Source organism: Pseudomonas sp. KK18 (genome assembly GCF_037094675.1).
In the GTDB taxonomy this organism is placed as follows: Bacteria; Pseudomonadota; Gammaproteobacteria; order Pseudomonadales; family Pseudomonadaceae; genus Aquipseudomonas.
In genome coordinates this window covers 1,965,777-1,989,498 of sequence record NZ_CP146605.1, presented here as the reverse complement: position 1 = coordinate 1,989,498, position 23,722 = coordinate 1,965,777, and the positions used below count along the sequence as shown (strand labels likewise).

Sequence of the window (23,722 nt, the reverse complement as noted above, 5' to 3'; positions counted from 1 at the left end):
CCGGTCAGGCGATCAGAATCGTCTACGAGGGTACGTGCACCGTTCGCCGTGCATTCCCCTATTCCGCCGGCTTAAATTCGCAAGTCAATTACCTGAGCGGCCCGGATCAAGCCCCGTTGAGATTGACCGACCCGTATCACAACATCTACTTATCCAATCTGCCCATCGGCCAATACAGTAACAATTGCCTGGGTGGCTATTGCCGGCCTCTGCCCCTGAATACCGTGGTGCCTTACCGCTACATTCTGGTGGGCACTGCGCCCCGAACAGCAGGTACACGATTTGTAGCTGTAGCGCTGGGCGTGACCTCGCAAAACTGGCTGGGTTATGGCGAGTGGTTCATGCAAACACTATTTCAATACACCGTCGTTCCACCGGCGTGCAGCCTGAGTTCACCCGGCAGCGTCGACCTGCGCTTTGGCTCCATCAGTAACGCCGACCTCAGCAACCAGATGCAATCGACCACTGTGTCGATCAACTGCAAGTCCGCGATGCGCGCCAACGTCTACCTGCTGCCCAACCAGGCGGTAGTCAACGCCACCACCGGCGTGACACGCACCTCGCTGGCAGGTTTGAACATGCAGGCGCTGTGGACCGACACCCTGAACCCGGTGAACTTCACTACCCCGCGCTTTATGCAGTTACGCGTGGGCAGCAATGACGTAAACCTGAGCTTCAAGCCACAACTGGCGGCCGGGCAATCACCGACGGGTGCGTTTCAGAGCCAATACACGCTGAACATCGACTATCAATGAGGGCCTTGCCATGAAAACTCCACTGCTCGCCCTGATGCTGCTCAGCAGCACCGCTCACGCTGCCGACGTGGTGAATATCACCGTCAGCGGCACCCTCACCCGCCCACCGTGCGTATTGAGTACCGGCACAACCCTGACCGCCGCATTTGGCGACGTGCGTACTGACCAGGTGGCGACCACCGGCACTGTGGAAGTGCCGGTGCGCTTGAAGTGCTCGTCGGGTTCTTCGCTAAATGTCAGCTTCACGTCCAATAACGGCACCTACACCTCCACCGTGGCCAAGACCACGGCGGATAACCTCGGTGTGTCGTTGCTGTGGGCGGACAACACGGCGGCAAACCTCAATGGCACCGTCAAGAAATACACCAACCTCAGCGGCGACGTGGATATCAGCCTCAAGGCGCAACTGGTCGAACGCGGCACGCTGGCGCCGGGCGCGTTCACCTCGTCGATGGTCATGACCCTCAATTACCTATGAAAGCGCTCGCCTGGATGCTGCTGGCCGTAGCCAGCACCGCCCTTGCGCAAGCGGCGGAAGAAGCGCAGATCGACGTCAGCGGCAAGCTGACCGCACCGCCGTGCACCGCAAGGTTTCCGAGTACGCAACAGGTGGACCTGGGCAAGGTCAACCTCAACCAGTTGGCCGACGGCAGCACCGTCGCCACCGATGTGCCGCTGGTCTTCGACTGTCAGGCGGGCGCTCAGGTCGAGCTGAGTTTGTCGGCGGGCATGGCCCGGGCCCTCACCGCCAGCCCGGTGCTGCTCACCAATCTCCCATCCCTGGGGTTGCAGGTGCAATTGCGTGACAAGACCGACAAGCCGGGGATCGGCCTGGGCCAAACCGGCACCTGGCCGGTAGAAGACGAACCGTTGGCGCTGACCCTGCGCGTCAAGCCCGTGTCCCTGGGCGAGCTGCCCGAGGCGGGTAGCTACAAAGCCACCCTGTTGATGCAGATGACGTACCGCTGATTACTGAAACTGCCGGGCTTCGATGCAATAGGTCAGCAGCGCCTGGTCACTGTCCACCTCCAGCTTGCGCATGGCCGAAATCTTCTGCGCGCTGACGGTCTTGTTGCTGCGGCTCAACTGCCGCGCGATATCGCTCACGCTCATGCCCGTCACGAATAAACGCAGCACTTCCATCTCCCGTGGCGACAGGCTCTGGAAGCGCGCCTGCACCTGGGTCACATTGGCCAAGACCGAAGTCGCGGCGGGCTCCGGTGCGCGGTAACTGCGCTGGGCACTGATCGCGCCGAGGGCCTTTTCGATCTCGCCGTGCAGGTGGTTCTTCTGGATCACCCCGGCCACACCCAATTCCTGCAAGCGGGTGAGAATCAGGCTGTTGGAAATCATGGTCAGCACCAGCACCTGGGTCGCGGGAAAGTGACGCAGGATGTACTCGATCAGCTTCAACCCATCGCCATAGGTGTCGTCACCCGGCATGTTGAAATCGGTGATCAGGACTTGCGGCCGGTGCTTGCGCAACTGCTCGATCAGTTGACTGGAACTGACCGCCTCGCCCACCAGGCTGTAGCGTGAATCACGCTGCACAATTTCGCGCACGCCCACCAGTACGATCGGGTGGTCATCGGCGATCACAACGTTCATTTCTCGCATTCTTTATCTTCCTTGTAATGGGCTTTCATCAAGTTTGCGACTCTGCCAGCAAGCACTGCGCAACCGCTGTAAGCCGTGCGCACACGCCTCGAATCTGCGTGGTGGCGTATGTATCCAGCGGTGCGTCGTACAGGGTGTTCTCCCATGCCTGACAAGCGCTGGACAGTTCCCCGGCACGCACACTGGCCAGCGCGCCGTTGAGGCTGTGCAAACGCTCACGTACGAGGGTGGCATCGCCGGCCGTCAGGCCTTGTTCGATCTGCTGCACATCCACCAGCAACGTGTCGGCCATCAGTTGGCGCATGGCCGGGGAAAGCTCGATCCAGCCTTCACGGTCCCGGTCCACCTGCACCACCGGCAAGGCCGTGGCCCGCCGGCAGTGCGCCATTAACGCCTGGCGCAGCATGCTCAGGCTCAGCGGTTTGACCACCCACGCGTTCATGCCCACCGCCAGGCAACGCTCGCCCTCCTCGCGCAGGGCATTGGCGGTGACGCCGATGATCGGCACCTGGACGCCTTGTTCACGCAACGCGCGGGCCAGGTCGTAGCCGTTGAGGCGCGGCATATTGATGTCGGTGATCACCAGGTCGAACGGCTGCGAACCCCAGATTTGCAGCGCATGCTCGCCGTCACGCGCTACGGTGGGGTGGGCGCCAAGGGCCTCGAGCTGTTCTTGCAGCACGGCCTGGCTGACCGGGTTGTCTTCGGCGACCAGCACGCGCACGTTCAGGCACGGTGCGTCCAGGCACGGCGGCATCGGCGGTTGTTCCGCAGAGGGCAGGGTTTCCTGAAGCACCGGCAAGGTGATGAACAGCGAAAAACTGCTGCCCAACCCTGGCTCGCTGACCACGCGCATGCTGCCGCCCATCAACTCACTCAAGCGCGAGCAGATAGACAGGCCCAGGCCGGCGCCATTGCCGTCCTGGTCGCCCGCTACCTGATAAAACGGCTTGAACAACTGGTCCAGCGCCTTTTCCGGAATGCCCACGCCGGTGTCAGTGACCTGCCATTGCAGGGTCACTTTATCGTCAAGTAGTTGCTGCACCATCAGGCGCAAACGCACGCGCCCGGAGTCGGTGAACTTGATCGCGTTGCCCAGCAGGTTATGCAGGACCTGCCGGATGCGGCCAGCATCGCCAAGCAGTTGCGGCGGTAGCAGCGGGTCGATCTCGGCATCGATCTGCAAGCCTTTATTGCGCGCGGTCGCGCTGAACGCCAACACCGATTCCGCCACCAACTGGCCCGGGCTGAACGGCGCCGCTTCCACGGCCATTTGCCCGGATTCGATTTTCGATACATCCAGTACGTTGCTGATCAACTGGAACAGCACAGTGGACGAACCCTGGATAATTTCCAGGTAGTGGCGCTGGCGCTCGCTCATGTCGGTCAGGGCCATCAGTTCCAGGTTGCCGAGCACGCCGTACAGCGGGGTGCGGATTTCATGGCTCATGGTTGCCAGGAACACGGTTTTGGCCTCGTTGGCTTCGGTGGCTTCCTGGCGCGCCTGGGTCAGCAACTGGGCCTCGTCCACGTGTCGGGTGATGTCGTTGCAGCCGCAGAGGAACACGTCCTCACCTTCGTACCGCGCCGCCACCACCACGACCTGCAAGTACCGCCCCTCCACCGCCAGGCACATCTCGCCGGGGGTGTCCGGGCCATCGTTGGCCTTGAGCACGTCGAGCAGCGGTGCGGTGCCCTGCAATTGCAGCGCGCGCTGGTTTTCCAGGAGTAACTGGTGATCGCTGCGGCGCACTACGCACAATCCCACCGGGGCGTTGTGCAGCATGATGCGGTTGAATGCCTCGCTCTCGAACAGACGCTCCTGCGCGCGTTGCGCCGGGCTGACGATGCGGGTCTTGTACCAATGGTTGATCCACCAGCCCAGCAGCACGGCCGCCAGAAACGTCAGGCCAAGGCCCAGCAGCGGCCATTTGGCGTAGCGCAGGAAATCCTGATAGCTGATGGCGTACAGGCCGGTCCAGTGCTCGCCACCCTCGCTGAGCATCTTGAAGCGCAAACCCTGGCTGTTGAAGCTCAGGCCCAGGGGCGCCATGTGTTCATCGCCGAGGCTGCCGAGCAACACGTCGCCCTGGGGCGAGATCAGGGTGAACTGGTTGTAGACCGACAGTTGCAGTACTCGCTCGATTTCGTCGACCTGCGAGGTGTCCACCACCGCCGCCAGCGTGAGCAGGCCCTGAGGCTGATTGGCCGGCAATACGGCGGCAGGCGCGTCGAGGCCGATCATCGCGACCACGCTGCGGCTGTTCTGGTACAACTGCGGCGGCGCACGCATCCAGCGCACGCGGCTGTCGGTCAGCAGGAGGCTTTGGCTCTGTTGCAGTTGCTGCAAGCGGCTCACCACGTCGCGGTACTGCTCGCGCAACAATGGCTGGTGCTGGCGCAAGCCGCCCACGCCGGGCACGGCCAGGCTGGCGACGGCATTGGGGGTGAACACGAACAGCTGCGGCGAGGCGTAAAACGAGCTGGCCCAGTAGCCGCCGTAGTAGTCAGTCAGTTGCACGCCAAACGCCAGTGCCCGGCGCGTGTCATCCGCCGAGAACGTCTCGGCGTGGGACAAGGTGAAGGGTAGCGACATCGCAAACCCCTTGGCCTGCAACACCACCTGCCCGCCTTCGTGCTGCAACTCCACCACCGAGGTCGACTGCACGGCCGGCAGCGGCGGCGCGTTGCTGCGGCTGTAGCCACTGGCCACGTTGCGCAGGAACGCCTCGTGCTCATGGATGATCTCCACCACGCGGGCGAAGTGGAACTCGACCTTTTCCTGTTCAGCGTCGAGCAACCGCGACACCGCCCAATAGCAACTGCTGGACAGCAACAAGGCGAGCCCCGTGAGCAATAACAGGGCTTTGTTCAAGCGTTGAGAGCTTTGCGCCAGCTTGTCCAGGCGCAGACTTGCATGTTTCATCGTCAGTACCGCAGAAGCCTGAATCAGGATATGGGGCCTATGCTTGATCCCGGCATTGGCCAATAACGCCCGGCTGACCGGGCGACCCTTCCTTCGGGCTTCTTGACTGTGTGACCCTGGCCACTCACATAAGTGCTGGCGCAGGGCCATCCTCGATTAACAGGGCGCTGAATTTTTCCGCCGCCACGGCATGGGAGATCAGGAAACCCTGCACCTGATCGCAGCGGATACGCCGCAACACCGCCAGCTCCGCCTGGGTCTCGGCGCCCTCGGCGATGGTGGTCAGCCCGAGTTTGCGGCCCAGCTCGACAATGCTTTGCAAGGCCGACGCCAGGCTTTCGTTCTCGGCACAGCCATGCACCAGTGACCGGTCGATCTTGACCTCGTTGAACGGCGTCGACACCAGGTTGAAGTAGGAACTGAACCCCTTGCCGAAGTCATCCTGCGCCAACCCAAAGCCCATCATGCGCAAGCGACATGCTCCAGCGTAGTAGTTACTGGGCAGCCGTGTGGTGGAGCTTTCCATCAATTCGAAGGTAATTTGCCGGGGTTCGGCGTCGCGGCTTTGCACCTGGGCAAGCAGGCGGTCGACCAGGTCGCTCTGGTCGAGCAAATGCGTGGGCAGGTTGATCGACACCGGCAGCCGGTAACCGAGTTGCGCCCACTGGGCCTGGGCGATGAGGGTTTGGCCGAGAATGCAGGTGAGCAAGCGGGTTTCCAGGTCAAGGCGCTCGATGTCGTCAAGAAACGCGCCGGGCATCAATAACCCTTCCACCGGGTGCACCCAGCGTGCCAGGGCTTCGGCGCCCACGATGCGCCCGTCATGCAGGGATTTTTTCGGCTGGAACCACGCCTGGATTTCACCATTGGCCAAGGCGCGCTCAAGGTTCTCCCGGGCATGGCTGACACCCCGGTGGCAACACGGCGTGCGCGCCTGCTCGGCGAGTTTGTCGAGGCAATCGCGCAGGGTGCGCACCTCGCGTTCGCGCACCGGCTTGGAGATTAGCCCGGCGACGGTCAGGCCGAGGTTCCCGGCCACCTGCCCGGCGCCCACCAACATGCGCCGCGACGCCACGCTCATCAGCGCCAGCGCAGGCGGCGCGTGCATGCGGGCCAAGTGCTGGATCAGTTGCACACCGTCCATCCCCGGCATCATCAAGTCGCTGAGCAGCAGATCGTAGCGCTGTCGGGCCAGGCGTTGCAGCGCGGTGGCGCCATCCCAGACCACATCGACGTCAAACCCGCCGATGGCCTGGAAGACGTTGATCAAGTACTCATGCTGGAAAGGATGGTCTTCCACGATGAGTACGCGATAGGCGCTCAAAGCACCCTCCTCTGATAGCGATGCAGGCACTGGTAGAGGGCGCGCAGGGTGAACGGCTTGACCAGGCAATGATCCATGCCAGCGTTCAGGCAGCGCTCGGCTTCGTCGAGCATCGCGTTGGCGGTGGCCCCGATGATCGGCAGTGAGCAACCCAGGCGACGCAGTTGTTCGGTGAGTTCATAGCCGTTCATGCGTGGCATGTTGACGTCGGTGAGAATCATGTCGAACGCGGTATCACCCCACAGTGACAGCGCTTCAATGCCGTCGCCGGCCAGCACCACGCTGCAGCCGAGCTCTTCCAACTGGTCGCGCAGGATCAACTGGTTGATCAGGTTGTCTTCGGCCACCAGCAGGCGCAGGTTGAGGCTGAACTCGGTGGGCTTCTCGCTGATCCTCGGCGACAACAACTCTTCGCTGCCCTGGGCGCGGCTGACCGCGCGGTTGAGCGCCTGCAGGTTGTTCAGGCCGATCTGCCAGGGATAAGCGCCATGCTCGTCGACCGCGGCCATCACCCGCGGCCCGGACCAATGCAGCAACTGGTCGGGCTCGGTCGGGCCGGGATACAGCTCGACCAATACCGCGCCGGGGTCGGCCTCGGCGGACTCCGGCGCACCGAGTTGCGCGCGCGCGCCCCAGCGACGCAACCAGCCGCCAACACTTTCCGCCAGCTCACGCACCGGCGACACCACATACACCCGCTCGCCGAGCAGCGGCTGCGCCCAGGGAGCCTGGTCGTCGTCGTTGACTTGCTCCAGCGGCAAGGTGAAGGAAAAGCTGCTGCCCAGGCCCGGTTCGCTGACCACCCGCAAGGTGCCGTTCATCAAGTGCATCAGGCGCTTGCAGATCGACAAGCCCAGGCCGCTGCCGGCGACCACATTCGCATTGCCGCTGACCTGGAAGAACGGCTCGAACAGGTACCGCTGGTCTTCCTCGGCGATGCCCTTGCCGGTGTCGACTACCTGCCACTGCAACATCGTGCGCTCGCCTTCACGGCTTTCCAGGCGCAGACGCAAGACAATCCGGCCGCTTTCGGTGAATTTCAGCGCGTTGTTCAGCAGGTTATTCAGGATCTGGCGGATGCGTGTGACATCCCCGCTCACGTGGTCGGGCAACTGCGGGTCGAGGCAGGCGAACAACTGCAGGCCCTTGCTTTGGGCGGCGCCTGCGTAGCCCTGGATCACTTCCTGCACCAACTCGATCGGTGAGAACGTGCTGAACTCTAGGGACAGTTGTCCCGCTTCGATTTTCGACACGTCCAGCACATCGCAGATCATTTGCAGCAAGTTCGCCGACGAGCCCTCGATGGCATTCAGGTAGCCACGCTGCTGGCTGTTAAGGTCGGTGCGCGCAAGCAATTCCAGGGTGCCCAGCACGCCATACAATGGCGTGCGGATTTCATGGCTCATGGTTGCCAGGAACAGGGTCTTGGCCTCATTCGCCGCGTCCGCCAGCGTGCGCGCCTGCTGCAGGGCCAACTCCACCTGCTTGCGTTCGGTGATGTCGCTGAAGGCGCAGATCAGCACCTCCTCACGCTGGTAACGGGTTGGCGCGAAACTCAAGTACAGGTGACGACCGTCGGCCATTTGCAGCTCGTCGGTGCTGCTTTGTTCCGACTCATCGAACGCGCGGCGAATCCAGCCGTGACACAGTTGCTGGCGCTCGTGGCCGTTGCCCAGCCATTGCCGGGACAGGGGGTTTTCCAACACTACCTCGCCGTCGCTGCGGCGCAGCACGCACAAGGCCACTGGCGCGATACGAATCACCGCGCTGCTGAATGCCTCACTCTCCACCAGCGCTTCGATGCGATTGGCTGCCGGGATAATCAAACGCTGATCGATGCGCCGCACCAACCGCACCATCAACAAGCTGGCCGCTGCGCACAACAGCAGGCACAGCAGCAACGGCATGGCCAGGCTGGGCAACAGTGAACTCAGCTCCAGGCTGTAGACGATCTGCCACTGGGAGTAACCCAGGTGCTTGCGAATGGCCAAGCGATCCGGCAGCCAGCGGCTGCCTTCCCAACCAAAGCTGGCCGTGGCGTGATACTGGCGCAGCACCTGCGCAGCCGAGGGTTGATGAGGCGTGCTGCTGAAAATCAGCTGCCCGGCGCCGTCAAGCAACATGAAGTCCCCGGCTTTTTCATGCTGCAGGGCGTTGATCAGGTCCGGGCCGTCCACCTCCAGCCCGAGCCAACCCGACGTGGGGCTACGGTCATCGAGGCGGGTGAAGATGTATAGCGGTGAATCCAGGCGGCTCTGCTCAGTCAGCCACAACTCATCGCTGACCGAGACCTTGCCGGTGTCCACCGCCATCAACCGCTGCAATACCGGCTGCGGCACATTCTCCGGGGCCGCCCCAACGGTAAACAGGCGCTCCACCACCGGCTCGGCGCGCTGCGCGACGTAGATCAGGTTGACCTGGTTGACCTGCAGGTAATCAAGCAGGCGCCTAGTCAGCCAAAGGCTCCAGATATTGCCCGCCTCGCCCAAGGTGATGTGCAACTCTTCGGCCGGCACATTATTGAGGTTGCCCACGGGTGGCGTGACATGACGAACCGTCGACAGGCCGAGGCTTTTGAGCAGCGTCTGGCGGCTGACAAAAAAACTCTGCGCATCGGAAATCGCCTCATTCATATAACTGCGCCGTAGCGAAATTTCCTCATTCAACGCCGCACGCAAGTAGCTGTAGGCACCCACATACACGCCGAGCACCAATGCCAGGGCAAACAGCCGCAACAACTTGCGCGCGGCCTTGGGCGTCGAAAAAGAAGAGTCGAGTGGTTGCAGGAAATGTTTGAGCTTCATCGCCAAAAGAGTAAGCGTGGCGAGAGGGTAGTTGAATAAGACGGATCTCAAAGCCCCGCACTGCTTGCGCCGATGGAACTCTCGCGCAACACGCTGTTCTAGACACCTTCGTCGCTGCTTGCGTAGCATCGGCGGCTGTCCTTCGTGCACTTCATCAAACAGAGTTACCCATGACTATCCAGCAAACACCCGGGCACGTGCTGCCCGCGCGCAGCGCCGCCAAAATGGAAGCGGCCATGGCCGTGGGCGCCTTTGCGATCGGCACCGGCGAATTCGCCATCATGGGGCTGATGCCCGACATCGCCCACAACCTCAATCTCAGCGAACCGCAAGTGGGCCACGCCATCAGCGCCTATGCGCTGGGCGTGATGGTCGGCGCCCCGCTGCTGGCGATCCTCGGCGCCAAGTTGCTGCGTAAACACATGCTGCTATTGCTGATGGGCCTTTATGCCCTGGGCAACCTCGCCACGGCGTTTACCCCGACCTTCGGTTCGCTGGTGGCCTTCCGCTTTATCAGCGGCCTGCCCCACGGCGCCTACTTCGGCATCGCCGCCGTGGTCGCCTCCAGCATGGTGCCCAACGACAAACGCGCTGGCGCCGTCGCCCGCGTGATGATGGGCCTGACCCTGGCCATGCTGCTCGGCAACCCCATCGCGACCTTCCTCGGTCAACACTTGGGCTGGCGCTCGGCGTTTGCACTGGTCAGTGCTATCGCCCTGTGCACCATCGCGCTGGTCTGGCAATTCGTACCGGATCGCCACGACGAACCCCGCAGCGACCCGCGCAAAGAACTGCGTGCCTTCACCAAACCGCAGGTGTGGATGGCGCTGTCCATTGGCGCTATTGGGTTTGCCGGGATGTTCTGCGTGTTCAGCTACCTGGCGCCGACCATGCTCGAAGTGACCAAAGTCTCGCCGCAGTGGATTCCCTTCGGTCTGGCCGCGTTTGGCGTAGGCGGCATCATCGGCAACATCGCCGGCGGCAAGCTGTTTGATCGCCTGCAATTTCGCGCAGTGGGCTGGATTATGGTGTGGTCGATGGCCGTGCTGATCTTCTTCACCTTCGCCGCGAGTTCGCTGTGGGGCGTACTGCTGGGTATTGGCCTGGTCGGCACCATGATCGCCATGGCCGCGCCGCTGCAAATCCGCTTGATGGACATTGCGCATGAGGCACCGAGCCTGGCGGCGGCGTCCAACCACGCGGCGTTCAACCTGGCGAATGCGCTGGGGCCGTGGTTCGGTGGGATGGCGATTACGGCGGGGTATGGGTGGACCAGCACGGGCTACATTGGCGCGGCTACGGCGCTGGTAGGCTTGGGCATCTACCTGATCGCCCGACGTATGAAAGGCGGTCACTAAAGCCCTCCCACGATCCAATGTGGGAGCGGGCTTGCTCGCGAAAGCGGTGGGTCAGTCACTGAGTAAATGACTGCCCCACCCGCTCAGTCAGTCATCATGCATCAACCCCGAACCATACTCCCCGTAACTGCTCCCCAGCGCGTTGCCCCCAAAATTCATCTTGGCGGCCTTGCTGGGGCTGTGGTCGCCAAAGGCTTGGCATCCCCCTGAATAACAAGGGTCGCTACTCAGGTCGCTACTCATGCCCGATGAACCCGACGAACAAGCGGCCAAGAGCAACATGCCTGCGACCATCACGACTTTGACGAGGTTGGAGATCATTTTTTCAGTTCCCTTTGGGCTTATGGGCTGAGCGTAGGCCTCAATGCCGGTGAGAATTATGAAACTTTGCCGTAGGACAGGATCGGTTCAGGTTGATGTCGTTTTGGCGACGAATTATCCAGGCACATATTCTGATTGGCGATATCAACAGTTAGCCCCTACATATTAAAGCCGACCAGGCATCAATTCAGATGAACCTGCGGCCTACGTAGAGGGAAGCTCAAGTAATGGCTAAAGACGAAAAAACCAGTGAAAGCATCGCTTCAAAAGCAGCCAAGCTGCTGGCGGATCCCACCACTCCGCCGGATGTGAAATCTGTGGCGGCTTCGGCGCTGACTCAGGCGCCCGACAAAAAGAAGAAATAAGCTGAAAACCGTGCCAGGGTGGCTGGAGCTCTGGCACTCGCCACCACGGCACCACGCCCATTCCTGTTAAACTGTCCGCCCTTCGCCTTATCCATCTCAGATCCTAATGTCCTCACCTATAGCACCAACGCCATCGTTCTCCCGTCGCTTCTCCGTTGCTCCCATGATGGATTGGACGGACAGACACTGCCGCTTCTTCCTGCGCCTGCTCTCCAAAAACGCCCTCCTCTACACCGAGATGGTCACCACCGGCGCAATCCTCCACGGCGACCACGAACGCTTTCTGCGCCATAACGAGGCCGAGCATCCACTCGCCTTGCAGTTGGGCGGTAGCGTCCCCGCGGACCTGGCCGCTTGCGCCCGCATGGCCCAGGACGCCGGTTACGACGAGGTGAACCTCAACGTCGGCTGCCCCAGCGACCGGGTGCAAAACAACATGATTGGCGCGATCCTGATGGCACACCCTGCGTTGGTGGCGGATTGCGTAAAGGCGATGCAGGACGCGGTCTCGATCCCGGTAACGGTTAAGCACCGCATCGGCATCAACGGCCGGGACAGTTACGCCGAGCTGTGCGATTTCGTTGGCCAGGTGAAGGACGCGGGCTGCACCAGTTTTACCGTGCATGCGCGAATCGCCATTCTGGAAGGGCTGTCACCGAAGGAAAATCGGGACATCCCGCCCTTGCGCTACGAGGTTGCCGCCCAGTTGAAGCAGGATTTCCCTGAACTGGAGATCATCCTCAACGGCGGCATCAAGACCCTCGAACAGTGCCAGGAGCATTTGCAGACCTTCGACGGCGTGATGCTGGGCCGCGAGGCTTATCACAATCCGTATTTGCTGGCCGAGGTGGATCAGCAGCTGTTTGGCAGCACTGCACCTGTTATCTCCCGCGCCGAGGCGCTGGCGCAGTTGCGTCCTTATATAGCCGAACACTTGGCGACAGGTGGCTCGATGCATCACATCACGCGCCACGCACTGGGGCTGGGGACGGGTTTCCCGGGGGCGCGGAAGTTTCGGCAGTTGTTGTCGGTGGATATTCATAAGGCCAGTGATCCGCTGGCGTTGCTGGATATGGCCGGGGAGTTGTTGGAGGGGCGGTGATTTGGGTGTCAGTGGGTTTATTGGGTGGCTGACACGACGCCTTCGCGAGCAAGCCCGCTCCCACATTTGGATGGGGGGGATGTCAGGAAGATGGGGCAAGGCTGCTCCCACCGTTTGATCGGGTGGTCATCGGGCAGTTGGGTTGAACCTGCTGGCTGTTTTGGCCTCCTATTGAGCATTGGCCGGTGATTCAAACGGCTGTTTTCAGGTTGTTGCCCTCGCAAACGATCGAATGCATTTGCGCCCTTGAGCGGCTGTCAGCGCTCGGGTAATGTCATCAGACCCACAGGACAGAGCACGCCCATGACTTCCAAGCTGGAACAACTCAAGCAATTCACCACTGTAGTAGCCGATACCGGCGATTTTTCTACCCTCGCCAAGCTCAAGCCACAAGACGCCACTACCAACCCTTCCCTGCTGCTCAAGGCCGCGTCGATCCCAGGCTATGCCAAGCTGCTGGACGAGGCTGTTGCCGACTGCAACGGCGATGTAGGCCTGGCCAGCGACCGTTTCGCGGTAGCCGTCGGCCAGGAAATCCTGAAAGTGGTGCCCGGCCGCATTTCCACCGAGGTGGATGCCCGCTTGTCGTTCGATACCGACGCGGTACTCAAGCGCGCCCATCGCCTGATCGACCTGTACGACAAGGCCGGCATTGGCCGTGACCGCGTGCTGATCAAGATCGCTTCCACCTGGGAAGGCATCCGCGCCGCCGAGCAGCTGGAAAAGGAAGGCATCCAGACCAACCTGACGCTGCTGTTCTCCTTCGCCCAGGCCGTGGCTTGCGCCGAAGCCGGCGTGTTCCTGATTTCGCCGTTCGTGGGCCGTATCTACGACTGGTACAAGAAGGCCAACGGTAACGATTACACCGGCTCCGAGGATCCGGGCGTGCAGTCGGTGACGCGCATCTACAACTACTACAAGGCCAATGGCTACAAGACCGTAGTAATGGGTGCAAGCTTCCGTAACCTGAGCCAGATCGAAGAGCTGGCTGGTTGCGACCGTCTGACCATCAGCCCGGACCTGCTGGAAAAACTCGCAGCCGACAACGGCAAGCTGGAACGCAGATTGTCGCCAGGCCATGCGGGCGAAGCTCGTGTGCACTTGACCGAAGCGCAGTTCCGTTGGGAATCCAACGAAGATGCGATGGCCACCGAGAAACTGGCCGAGGGCATTCGTCAGTTCGCCCGCGACCAGGAAAAACTCGAAGCGCTGTTGACCGCCAAGCTCTAAAAACGGCGGCGACAAAAAGGGCGGCACCTGTGAGGGTGCCGCCCTTTTTTTGTATTAGCCGATTTCGAGCCGAACTCAGTTAAAAATGTGGGAGGGGGCTTGCTCCCGAATACAGGCGTCAGTCGCTACATTCACTACTGACCCGCCGCTTTCGGGAGCAAGCCCCCTCCCACACTTTGACAGTGTTTCAGCTGGAAATTAGTGCCGCTCCAGCGCATTCACCAGGTCGTGGAACGCCTCGCGGTTGGAGTCGTTCAAGCCCATCAGGATCTTGTGGGCTTCCAGTACCTTGACCCGTACCACTTCCTCGGACTGGTCCTGGGACGGCAGGTCGGTCAGGCATTCCGGGCACGGGATCGGGCGGTCAACGATGTTGAACACTTGATCGAAGCCCATGGACTGCAACAGACGGGTGATGTCTTCGTGGGTGGTGACGACGGTCGGCAGCAGTCCGACCTTCTGCCGAGACAGAATGGACAACTTGGCCAACAGCCCAAGGGTGGTGCTATCGATGCTGCGGGTTTCGGTCAGATCGATCACGATCGCCGAGAAATTCAAGGCTGTGAAGATCCGCTCAATCGTCGCATCCAGCGCCGAACACAAGGTCAGGCGCACTTCACCGACAAACTTCAGGACAAAAGTCCCGTCTTGCTCGGCGAATTGGATTCTTCCGGTACTCATCAAAGATTCCTGCTCAACACCAATAGGGCGATATCATCCGGCATCTCCCCTAGCGTGGCCAATCCAAAAACCTGCCGCAGGCCATCCAGGCTGCCGCCCGCCGACCTGACCCGTTGGGGCAAGGCGGCTTCTTTCTCTTTGAGTGTAGGCTCTGGCAAAAGGTCCAGGATACCGTCGGACATCAGCGTCAGGCTGAACGTCGGCGGCAATTCCAGGATGTGGTCTTCGTAGGTGGCTTCATTGAACAAGCCAACCGGCAAACCACGCCCTTCCAGGTAGCGCACACTGTCTGGAGTGTATAAAACCGGCAATGGCAGGTGACCGCCAATGCTGTAGGTCAAAAGACCTGTTTCTTCATCAATCACGCCGCCGACCATCGTCACGTGCTTGCCCAGCTTGCAGCTGATCAGGCCCCGGTTGATGTGGCCCAGCACTTGCGAAGGGGTGAACTCCGGCAAGGTGCCATTGCGCTTGGATTCGAACAACAGCCGTGTAGTCATGAACTTCAACAACACGGTCACGAATGCGGAGGAGGCGCCGTGGCCGGAAACGTCGGCCAGGTAGAACGCGACACGCCGCTCATCAACGCGGAAGTAGTCGACGAAATCACCCGACAGGTACAGCGACGGGATGATCTGGTGGGCAAACTTGAACTCGTCGATGCTCCACGGGCTCACCGGCAGCATGTTCATCTGCACCTGGCGACCGGCGTTCTGGTCTTCCTGGAGCAGGTTCAGGCTGGCTTCGAGTTCGCGGTTGGCGGTTTCGAGCTTTTCACGGTAACGCTGGTTTTCCAGCAGCAGCCGTGCACGATCCAGGGCACGACGCACCGAGTGCTCCAGCACAGCCAGGTCTTCCAGGGGCTTGATCAGGTAGTCGGCAGCGCCGAGGCGCAAGGCCTCGACGGCATCGTTCATCACGCCGGCACCGGACACGACAATCACCGGCGTCTGCGGGGCGATGTCGGTTACCTGGCGGATCAGCTCAAGGCCGCCCACCTGGGGCATGCGCAGGTCGCAGATCACAAGGTCGGGCTTGTCGCGCTCGAATACCTGGAGACCCTGGAGGCCGTTGCTGGCCTGCAGGACGCTGAAGCCACTGTCTTCCAAATAGGCCGCAAGACTCGCGCGCACTACTTCGTCGTCATCGATTATCAGCAGCGTGGCACTGGTTTTCTGCATGTGGGCAAACGGCGCCAGAATTAGGTTGGCGTAGGCAGCTCGACAATGGCCGGGCTTACTACTGGATTCGCTTTCTAGCCTCTCTGTCCTACAAAACGCCGAGTTATTGCCGACGCACAAAGGTAAAGCAGAGGTGCCCTTCTAAGGCGCAGACGGTACTCCCATCCGCCAGGGGTTTCAAGCTCACGGCGATGGTCGCCGGGCGTCTTTACATCGCAAATCACCAGTAGTTATAAGAACGCATAAAACCGCGACTTAAAGTAAGCACGTAACCCACGGATAAACCTCGAATGCCGCCCACAAAAAAGGCGACCCGAGGGCCGCCTTCTTCTTTCAAGCCTGGGGCTTAAAAGTCGTCTACAACCTTGCCATCCTTGACCTTGAACTCGCGGTTCTGCAAGTAGGCGTTGCGGATGAAGGTGTATTTGTCGCCGCTGATCAGCTTCTCGGAGGACAGCAGGCTGGCACGCGTGTCGACGATATTCAGGCCGAAGGTGCTGTTGCGCCAGCCGATATCGTTCATGTAGCGGTACGGCTGGGTGTAGCTGTCCACGTATTTGGACGGCGCGTCACGCAGGGTGCTTGGGCCCAGCAGTGGCAGCATCACGTAAGGACCGCTGTCGACGCCCCAGTAGCCGAGAGTCTGGCCGAAGTCTTCGTCGTTGCGTTGCAGCCCCATTTTGGTGCCGACATCAACGAAACCCAGCACGCCGAACGTGGTGTTCATCAGCAAGCGGGCAGTGTCGACGCCTGCAGCGTGGGGCTTGAGTTGCAGCACGTCGTTGGCAAAGTTGCCGACGTCGCCGATGTTGCGGAAGAAGTTGTGGATCCCGTCCTGCACGAACTGCGGGGTCACGAACTGATAGCCTTGAGCCAATGGCTTGAGGGCATAGGTATCAACGGTATCGTTGAAGGTGAAGATCGGGCGGTTGACGCTTTCCCATGGATCATCTTCCGAGGCCGCCTGGGCTACGAAAGGAACCAGCAAAATACTCGCACATACGGACAGCTGAGCTAGACATTGGCTCCAGCGCATAGCTTGAACTCCTTGAATGGTCTGTCATGGGCGCTATGCCCTGAATGAGGCCGTCAGTATATGACGGAAGTGTCAGATTAGGCAGCCTTGCAGAAATGTCATTCAGCAAATGCACAAAATTCCTACAATTGCTGCGGGTGTAACTTGCTTGTCACCCAAGTCCGGTAGCGTCACTGCTATTTCAGGGACGTCGAAATGCCACACGCCGAGATTGTTAGTGCCAGCACCCCGTCCTTGACGGCCGTACTGTTCGGGCTTAGTGGCTGCCTGGTGGACTTTGGTTCCCAGGCCCGCGCCGATTCCGCGCCTTCCAGCGATACCCATGCCACTGTCGGCGCCCTGAAGATCCTGCGCAGCCTCGAAGAACAGCGCGTCCCTTGTGCATGGCTGGACGAGTTGCCGGCGTCGGTTTCCACACCGCTGGCCGCCGGGCTACCCCGCTGGATCAAGGCTGCCAAGCCCTCCTCCACCCGCTGGCCGGCGCCTCACGCCTGCTGGCAGGCCCTGATGGAACTGAATATCGAACGCCTGGAAGGCTGCGTCCTGGTCAGCGGCGAGCCACGCCTGCTGCAATCGGGGCTCAATGCCGGGCTGTGGACCATTGGCCTGGCATCCTGTGGCTCATTGTGCGGGCTTTCGCCGCAGCAATGGCAAGCACTCAGCGAGAAGGAACGCGAGCATAAGCGCGCCAAAGCCACTGTCGCGCTCTATGGCCTGGGCGTGCATTCGGTGATTGACCACCTGGGCGAACTGCAGACCTGCCTGGCCGACATCAGCCTGCGCCAGCTCAAAGGCGAGAAGCCCTGATCGAGATCATGCACAGTAGGCGCCAGTGGATTAATCTACAGGTCAGCCCATAGACCTTTCCCGGCGTGCCGCGGTCTATGTCAGTGCCTATCGATAAAAGGAAGAACGCCATGCCTGCCCGCGAACAACTGCAAGAACAGGTCAAAATTTTGCGCGAGCAATTGGATCAGAATCCAGAAATGCCCCTCGAACAGCGCGAAGAGCTGCGAGATTTGATTGCTGAACTGGAAGTTCAGGAGCCACTGGAAGGTGCCATTCAGGATCCAAGCATCGCCGACGGTGTGAACCTGGCCGTAGAACGCTTCGAACTGGAGCACCCGGGCATTGCCGGGACCTTGCGCAATATTGTGGTGACCCTGGGTAACATCGGGATCTAATAGTCGGACACCTATCAAATGTGGGAGCGGGCTTGCTCGCGAATGCGGTCCGTCAGCTGATACATAAGCTGGCTGATACACCGCTTTCGCGAGCAAGCCCGCTCCCACATTTATTTTGGGTGAAGGCTACTGTCGAGCCAGGCGCAGGTTCTGGAACTGCTGCTCTTCAGTACTGCGGTACGGGTTGATATCGAGCCCGCCACGCCGCACATAGCGCGCATACACCGTCAGTTTCTCCGGCTTGAGCAAGCGCTGCAGATCGAGAAAGATCCGCTCCACGCACTGTTCATGGAAGTCCGAATGCTGGCGGAAGCTCACCAGGTATTCCAGCAGGCTGGCATGATCCAGCGCCGCGCCGCGGTACTCCACCGCCACACTGCCCCAGTCAGGCTGGCTGGTCACCGGGCAGTTGGACTTGAGCAGATGACTGTGGACGCTCTCCTCCACCACGCGCGAATCGTCGCAACGCAGCAGTTCCGGGCGCGGGTGCTCGTAGTTGCTGACGGTAATGTCCAGGTCATCAATGCACACACCCGGCAACGCGACCACGCCTTCGGCTTCAACCTCGCCCAGGCTGCGGATGCGCACGCCAACGGGCTTGCCGGCCGCTGCACTCAGGTCGGCGCGCAACGTCGCTTCAAGGCTTTGCACATCGGCAAACGCGGTTTGGTTCAGCGAGTTGAGGTACAACTTGAACGACTTCGACTCGATGATGTTCGGCGAGTCGGCCGGGATACTGAATTCACCGATGGCCACCACGGGTTTGCCGGATGGCAGCAGCCAGGACAGTTCGAAGCAGTTCCAGAAATCCACGCCTTTATACGGCAGGGTCTCGGCACTCAGGCCCAGCTCGGCCCACTTGGCGGCGCGAGGAATCGGGAACAGCAACGACGGGGTGTAGGTGGAGATGTATTCACTGGACTTGCCCAGCGGCGAATGTTCGGCTGCGGGATGCATGGCGGAAACCTGGCTAAATAAACGCCGCCATTCTACCCGCCTTTGCCCGTCAATGGCTTACTGGCTGACGGTCAGCTTGCCGACCATGCCCGCCTGGTAATGCCCCGGAATGTTGCAGGCAAACTCCAAGCCGGTGGCCTTGGTGAAGGTCCAGGTCAGCTCGGCGGTCTTGCCTGGCTCTACCAACACGCTGTTGGGGTCGTCGTGCTTCATGCCTGCCATATCACCATGCCCCATCGCACTGTGGTCCATTTTGCCCATGCCGGTGGCCGTCAGCATGCCGCTGGCCTGCATCTGCAGCATCTCTTTCTGATGCGCTGCGTGCATGGCGGCATCGCCAAGGTTGAATTCATGAAGCAATTGGCCTTTGTTGACCAGCACAAAGCGCACAGTCTCACCGGCTTTTACATCAATAGCCTTGGGCGAAAAGGAAATATCCTGCAGTACCACTTCCACGGTGCGCGTGGCCTTGGCGGCGGGCGCGGCCTCACCGAAGGCGAAGGTTTCAGCCGGGGATGCCAGCACCGGAAGACTCATCGCCATCAGGCAGCCCGCCAACAACCAGGATTTACGTAAAAACATGCTCACACTCCAAAGGTTCGGAATCAGTCTGTGGGACACTTTACGAACGCGCCGCTGCCAGCCAGCTGACTGCCAGATTACAACTTTGTCAGCTTGAGCCTGCTGCCGGATGTGCGCGGTATAACGTCTGTGTTCCCGTAAAACCATGAGCCGCCCATGAAACTGCTGATCGTCGAAGACCAACCGAAAACCGGCCACTACTTGCGCCAGGGGCTGGCCGAGGCCGGGTTCAACACCGAGCTGGTGGCCGACGGCACCAGCGGCCAGCACCTGGCGCTGACCGGTGACTACGACCTGTTGATCCTCGATGTGATGCTGCCAGGTCGCGATGGCTGGCAGATCCTCCAGGCCGTACGCAACGCCGGGCTCGACATGCCGGTACTGTTCCTTACCGCGCGGGACGCCGTGGAAGACCGGGTGCATGGCCTGGAACTGGGCGCCGACGATTACCTGGTCAAGCCCTTCGCCTTCTCCGAACTGCTGGCCCGGGTGCGCAGCCTGTTGCGCCGTGGCAGCAGCCCCCCCCAGGAAACCAGCCTGCAACTGGCCGACCTGCGCATGGACCTGATCCGCCGCCGGGTAGAGCGCGACGGCCAGCGCATCGACCTGACGGCCAAGGAGTTTTCCCTGCTGGAACTGCTGCTGCGCCGCCAGGGCGAAGTACTGCCCAAGTCGCTGATTGCCTCTCAGGTGTGGGACATGAACTTCGACAGCGATACCAACATCATCGAAGTCGCGATCCGCCGCCTGCGCCTGAAGGTCGACGACAACTTTCCCAACAAGCTGATCCATACGGTACGCGGCATGGGCTACGTGCTTGAGGAGCGGTTCAGTTGATGAAACGGATTTCCCTGGCCAGCCGCCTGGCACTGCTGTTTGCTGGCTGTACCGCCGTGGTTTCATTGCTGGCCGGCGTGCTGTTCAACCATGCCAGCGAGGCGCACTTTATCGAGCTGGACCAGCAGTTGCTCGACGGCAAGCTGATAGCGCTGCGCAGCACATTGCAAGGTGCCGACACGCCAGAACGGTTTGCCTTACGAGAAACAACGCTGCGAGAAGAACTCAATCGCCAGCCCGACCTGGCCCTGCGCATCACCGCCGGCGATCAGCGCTGGTTCGACGGCGCTCCCGGCATCACCCTGCCCCAGGCGCCTGGCCTGCACAGCGTGCAGAACGCCGGCACCGATTACCGCGTGTACAACGCGCCGCTGATTCCTGGAAACGCTGACTCGCCACGCCTGACGCTGATGCTCGACATCACCCACCATCAACACTTCCTGCAACGCATGCAGCATCTGATCTGGCTGACCGTCGGCCTTTCCGCCCTGGCCACCGCCCTGCTCGGCGCTTGGGCCGCCCGCAGCGGGTTGCGACCGCTGAGGCGCATGAGCGAAGTCGCCAGCGGCGTCTCTGCCCACTCCCTGACCCAGCGCCTGCCCCAGGAACAAATGCCCGCCGAACTGGCGGAACTCGCCCAGTCCTTCAACGCGATGCTTGGCCGCCTGGACGATGCCTTCCAGCGCCTTTCGGCGTTTTCTGCCGACATCGCCCATGAACTGCGCACGCCACTGTCGAATTTGCTGACACAGACCCAAGTCATCCTCACGCAGCCACGGGCGCTGGAGGACTACCGCGAAGCCCTGCACAGCAACCTGGAAGAACTGCAATGGATGGCGCAGTTGGTCAACGACATGCTGTACCTGGCCAAGGCGGACCATGGGCTGCTGGTGCCCAAGCGCGAAACCCTGGTGCTGGCGGACGAGGTGGAGGCATTGCTGGAGTTTTTCGCACCGCTGGCGGAGGACGTCCAGGTGCGGCTGGTTCGGGAAGGCAACGCCAGCACTTCAGGTGACCGCAGCATGTTGCGCCGGGCGATTTCCAACCTGCTGGATAACGCGTTGCGGTTCACCCCGCCGGGTGGCGAAGTCAGCGTGCGGATTGTCGAGGGGATGCAAGGCGTGACGCTGAGTGTGCAAAACACCGGGGAAGGCATTCCCGAGGCATTGTTGCCACGGTTGTTTGACCGGTTTTACCGGGCAGATCCGGCGCGTCATGAAGGGAGCAGCGAACATGCGGGGCTGGGTTTGGCGATTACCCAGTCGATTGTGCGGGCCCATGGGGGGCGGATTTTCTGTGAGTCGGGGGCGGGATGGGCGAGGTTTGTGATGGCGTTGCCGCAGGGGTATTGATGCAAGCTGTAGCGGCCCTTTCGCGAGCAAGCCCGCTCCCACATTTTGACCGGGTGCATTCAGGAAGAACGCGGTCAAAATGTGGGAGCGGGCTTGCTCGCGAAGGCGGTCTTAAGAATTACGAATACCTGAGGGCATGCGCCGGCTCAATCTTCGCCGCCCGATACGCCGGATAGATGGTCGCCAAAAAGCTCAACACAAACCCCGCCGAGCAAATCAGCAACACATCCCCACCCTGCAACTGCGAAGGCAGGTTGCTGACGAAATACACGTCCGAACTGAAGATATGCTGCCCGGTCACCCGTTCCAGCCAACCCACCAGTTCACTGACGTTCAGCGCCGCAATCACGCCGAGGATGCCACCGATCAAGGTACCGACGATCCCGATCACCGTCCCCTGCACCATGAAGATCGCCATGATCTGCCGCGGCGTGGCGCCGATGGTGCGCAGTATCGCAATGTCGGCGCCCTTGTCGTTCACCACCATGATCAAGGTCGCGATGATGTTGAACGCCGCCACCGCGACGATCATCAGCAACAGCAGGCCTATCATGGTTTTTTCCATCTTCATCGCGCTGAACAGGCTGCCCTGGGTGTGGGTCCAGTCGTCGGCCTTGTAGTCGGCACCGAGGCTGGCGGCGATATCCGCCGAGACCTTGGGTGCGGCATACAAGTCTTTCACCGCCAGGCGCACGCTTTGCACCTGGTTCGGCTCCCAATGCTGTATCTCGGCGGCGTCGGCCATGTGGATCAGGGCCATGGAGCCATCCAGCTCCGCGCCCACCTTGAACACACCCACCACGTTCAAACGCTGCATACGCGGGGTGATGCCACCGGGCGCACTGCTGATTTCCGGCACGATCAGGGTCAGCTTGTCGCCGACGTTCAGGCGGAAACGCCGGGCGGTGATTTCGCCGATCACCACACCGAACTCGCCCGGTTTCAGGTCTTCCAGATGGCCCTGGACAATATGTTGGGCCACGATCGACACCTTGCCTTCCTGGGCCGGATCAACGCCACTGATCTCGATCGGCTGCATCGCGCCCTTGTAGGAGAGCATGCCGTCCATCTGTGTGAACGGTACGGCAGCGGTGACTTCCGGATTCTTCATCGCGGCATCTGCCACCGGCTGCCAGTCGCTGATGGGCTTCACGCCAACGATGGTCGCGTGGGGCACCATGCCGAGGATGCGTGAGCTCATTTCCCGCTGGAAACCGTTCATTACCGACAACACCACGATCATCGCCAGCACGCCGAGGGCGAGGCCGATCATCGAGGTCATCGAGATAAACGAAACAAAACGGTTGCGGCGCTTGGCGCGGGTATAGCGCGTGCCGATGAAAATCGATAACGGTCTGAACATTCGCGGGCACCGTTGAAAAAATAGAAAACCCGGCGCCGGGCGCCGGGCTTGAAACAGGTCAGATGGCGACCAGATGACCTTCCTGCAGGTGCAACACACGGTCCATCTGGCGGGCCATGCTCATGTCATGGGTCACCACCAGGAACGCAGTGCGCATCTGGGTGCTCAACTCCAGCATCAAGTCCTTGATGCCCTGGGCGGTATGGGAGTCGAGGTTGCCGGTCGGCTCGTCGAGCATCACCAGGCCCGGGTTGTTGACCAGGGCACGGGCAATCGCCACACGCTGGCGCTCGCCGCCGGACAACTCAGCCGGTTTGTGCTCCAGGCGATGACCCAGGCCGACGCGCTCCAGCAACGCCTGGGCACGCTGGCGTGCTTCCGGGATCGCGGTCTTGCCGATCAACAGCGGCATGCAGACGTTTTCCAGGGCGGTGAACTCGGGCAGCAAGTGGTGGAACTGGTACACAAAACCCAGCGAACGGTTGCGCAACTGGCCACGGGCCTTCTCGCCCAGGGCCGACAACTCTTCGCCGGCCAACCAGACGCTGCCCTGGGACGGCGTATCAAGGCCGCCCAACAGGTTGAGCAAGGTACTTTTACCGGAACCGGAACTGCCGACGATCGCCACGCGTTCGCCCGGGTGCAGTTCCAGCTGCAGGTTGGACAGCACCACCACGGACTCCGGGCCTTCCTCGTAGGATTTGCCCAGGTTGCGGCAGCTCAGGATTGCTTTTTCACTCATGCCCG

At 61.1% G+C, this 23,722-nt stretch carries 23 protein-coding genes; 11 read left to right on the top strand and 12 right to left on the bottom strand.

Annotated features, from left to right (window positions below; translation table 11 throughout):
- Positions 1-116: 116 nt before the first annotated feature.
- Genes V6607_RS08900 through V6607_RS08890 form a run of 3 tightly spaced genes read left to right on the top strand, consistent with a single transcriptional unit; the run spans position 117 to position 1,724 of the window.
- On the top strand, positions 117-755 hold the full coding sequence (locus tag V6607_RS08900; RefSeq protein WP_238544256.1) for a fimbrial protein: 639 nt from the start codon (positions 117-119) through the stop codon (positions 753-755).
- 10 nt (positions 756-765) lie between these two features.
- Positions 766-1,233 (top strand): fimbrial protein, encoded by a 468-nt coding sequence (locus V6607_RS08895; protein ID WP_003218898.1) that lies wholly within the window; start codon positions 766-768, stop codon positions 1,231-1,233.
- A complete protein-coding gene (locus V6607_RS08890) occupies positions 1,230-1,724 on the top strand; it encodes a fimbrial protein (RefSeq protein WP_134325969.1) in 495 nt (164 codons plus the stop codon). The genes V6607_RS08895 and V6607_RS08890 overlap by 4 nt, the downstream gene beginning before the upstream one ends.
- Here the strand turns inward: V6607_RS08890 and V6607_RS08885 are convergent, their stop codons facing one another.
- From V6607_RS08885 to V6607_RS08870, 4 genes are all read right to left on the bottom strand, one after another.
- Entirely contained in the window at positions 1,725-2,372 is a 648-nt protein-coding gene (locus tag V6607_RS08885) for a response regulator (protein ID WP_017477281.1), read from the bottom strand.
- Positions 2,373-2,400: 28 nt separating this feature from the next.
- Complete coding sequence (locus V6607_RS08880; protein ID WP_087693699.1) at positions 2,401-5,298, bottom strand: ATP-binding protein; 2,898 nt, start codon at positions 5,296-5,298, stop codon at positions 2,401-2,403.
- A 124-nt stretch (positions 5,299-5,422) separates the two neighbouring features.
- Complete coding sequence (locus V6607_RS08875) at positions 5,423-6,622, bottom strand: EAL domain-containing response regulator (protein ID WP_003218906.1); 1,200 nt, start codon at positions 6,620-6,622, stop codon at positions 5,423-5,425.
- On the bottom strand, positions 6,619-9,426 hold the full coding sequence (locus V6607_RS08870) for an ATP-binding protein (RefSeq protein ID WP_134325968.1): 2,808 nt from the start codon (positions 9,424-9,426) through the stop codon (positions 6,619-6,621). The genes V6607_RS08875 and V6607_RS08870 overlap by 4 nt, the downstream gene beginning before the upstream one ends.
- Before the next feature lie 170 nt (positions 9,427-9,596).
- On the opposite strand from V6607_RS08870, the gene V6607_RS08865 reads away from it, so the two are divergent.
- Positions 9,597-10,784, top strand: a complete 1,188-nt coding sequence (locus tag V6607_RS08865) for an MFS transporter (protein ID WP_134325967.1) — start codon at positions 9,597-9,599, stop codon at positions 10,782-10,784.
- Between the two features lie 87 nt (positions 10,785-10,871).
- Here the strand turns inward: V6607_RS08865 and V6607_RS08860 are convergent, their stop codons facing one another.
- A complete protein-coding gene (locus V6607_RS08860) occupies positions 10,872-11,105 on the bottom strand; it encodes a hypothetical protein (RefSeq protein WP_134325966.1) in 234 nt (77 codons plus the stop codon).
- Positions 11,106-11,332: 227 nt separating this feature from the next.
- Here V6607_RS08860 and V6607_RS08855 point away from each other — a divergent pair, with 227 nt between their 5' ends.
- The 3 genes from V6607_RS08855 (at position 11,333) to tal (ending at position 13,802) form a co-directional block, all read left to right on the top strand.
- Positions 11,333-11,470, top strand: a complete 138-nt coding sequence (locus V6607_RS08855) for a hypothetical protein (protein WP_166742147.1) — start codon at positions 11,333-11,335, stop codon at positions 11,468-11,470.
- A 106-nt stretch (positions 11,471-11,576) separates the two neighbouring features.
- The gene (dusA, locus tag V6607_RS08850; RefSeq protein ID WP_134325965.1) at positions 11,577-12,572 is read left to right on the top strand and encodes a tRNA dihydrouridine(20/20a) synthase DusA; all 996 of its coding nucleotides are present in this window, start codon (positions 11,577-11,579) and stop codon (positions 12,570-12,572) included.
- A gap of 303 nt (positions 12,573-12,875) precedes the next feature.
- Positions 12,876-13,802 carry a transaldolase gene (gene tal, locus V6607_RS08845; protein ID WP_134325964.1) on the top strand — a complete coding sequence of 309 codons (927 nt, stop codon included), beginning with the start codon at positions 12,876-12,878 and terminating at the stop codon, positions 13,800-13,802.
- 198 nt (positions 13,803-14,000) lie between these two features.
- Here tal and rssC read toward each other — a convergent pair whose 3' ends face one another.
- The 3 genes from rssC to V6607_RS08830 all read right to left on the bottom strand — a co-directional run bounded on the left by rssC (position 14,001) and on the right by V6607_RS08830 (position 16,700).
- Entirely contained in the window at positions 14,001-14,483 is a 483-nt protein-coding gene (gene rssC, locus V6607_RS08840) for an anti-sigma factor antagonist RssC (RefSeq protein WP_003218919.1), read from the bottom strand.
- Positions 14,483-15,664 carry a two-component system response regulator RssB gene (gene rssB / locus V6607_RS08835; RefSeq protein ID WP_003218921.1) on the bottom strand — a complete coding sequence of 394 codons (1,182 nt, stop codon included), beginning with the start codon at positions 15,662-15,664 and terminating at the stop codon, positions 14,483-14,485. Before rssB ends, rssC begins: the two co-directional genes overlap by 1 nt.
- A 346-nt stretch (positions 15,665-16,010) precedes the next feature.
- Positions 16,011-16,700, bottom strand: a complete 690-nt coding sequence (locus V6607_RS08830; RefSeq protein WP_008437615.1) for a VacJ family lipoprotein — start codon at positions 16,698-16,700, stop codon at positions 16,011-16,013.
- A 195-nt stretch (positions 16,701-16,895) separates the two neighbouring features.
- Here V6607_RS08830 and V6607_RS08825 point away from each other — a divergent pair, with 195 nt between their 5' ends.
- Positions 16,896-17,507: a hypothetical protein gene (locus V6607_RS08825; protein WP_003218927.1), complete on the top strand. Its 612-nt coding sequence runs from the start codon at positions 16,896-16,898 to the stop codon at positions 17,505-17,507.
- A gap of 110 nt (positions 17,508-17,617) precedes the next feature.
- Positions 17,618-17,884 (top strand): DUF4404 family protein, encoded by a 267-nt coding sequence (locus V6607_RS08820; RefSeq protein WP_008437612.1) that lies wholly within the window; start codon positions 17,618-17,620, stop codon positions 17,882-17,884.
- A 126-nt stretch (positions 17,885-18,010) separates the two neighbouring features.
- Here the strand turns inward: V6607_RS08820 and queF are convergent, their stop codons facing one another.
- Together queF and V6607_RS08810 are read right to left on the bottom strand one after the other, a co-directional pair.
- Positions 18,011-18,841 (bottom strand): NADPH-dependent 7-cyano-7-deazaguanine reductase QueF, encoded by an 831-nt coding sequence (gene queF, locus V6607_RS08815; RefSeq protein WP_008437611.1) that lies wholly within the window; start codon positions 18,839-18,841, stop codon positions 18,011-18,013.
- A 57-nt stretch (positions 18,842-18,898) separates the two neighbouring features.
- Positions 18,899-19,423 (bottom strand): cupredoxin family protein, encoded by a 525-nt coding sequence (locus tag V6607_RS08810; protein ID WP_003218934.1) that lies wholly within the window; start codon positions 19,421-19,423, stop codon positions 18,899-18,901.
- Between the two features lie 156 nt (positions 19,424-19,579).
- On the opposite strand from V6607_RS08810, the gene V6607_RS08805 reads away from it, so the two are divergent.
- Entirely contained in the window at positions 19,580-20,260 is a 681-nt protein-coding gene (locus V6607_RS08805; protein ID WP_003218936.1) for a heavy metal response regulator transcription factor, read from the top strand.
- Complete coding sequence (locus V6607_RS08800; protein ID WP_134325963.1) at positions 20,260-21,612, top strand: heavy metal sensor histidine kinase; 1,353 nt, start codon at positions 20,260-20,262, stop codon at positions 21,610-21,612. The genes V6607_RS08805 and V6607_RS08800 overlap by 1 nt, the downstream gene beginning before the upstream one ends.
- A gap of 118 nt (positions 21,613-21,730) precedes the next feature.
- Here V6607_RS08800 and V6607_RS08795 read toward each other — a convergent pair whose 3' ends face one another.
- Positions 21,731-22,975 carry a lipoprotein-releasing ABC transporter permease subunit gene (locus V6607_RS08795; protein ID WP_003218940.1) on the bottom strand — a complete coding sequence of 415 codons (1,245 nt, stop codon included), beginning with the start codon at positions 22,973-22,975 and terminating at the stop codon, positions 21,731-21,733.
- A gap of 58 nt (positions 22,976-23,033) precedes the next feature.
- On the bottom strand, positions 23,034-23,717 hold the full coding sequence (lolD, locus tag V6607_RS08790; protein WP_003218941.1) for a lipoprotein-releasing ABC transporter ATP-binding protein LolD: 684 nt from the start codon (positions 23,715-23,717) through the stop codon (positions 23,034-23,036).
- Positions 23,718-23,722: the final 5 nt, after the last annotated feature.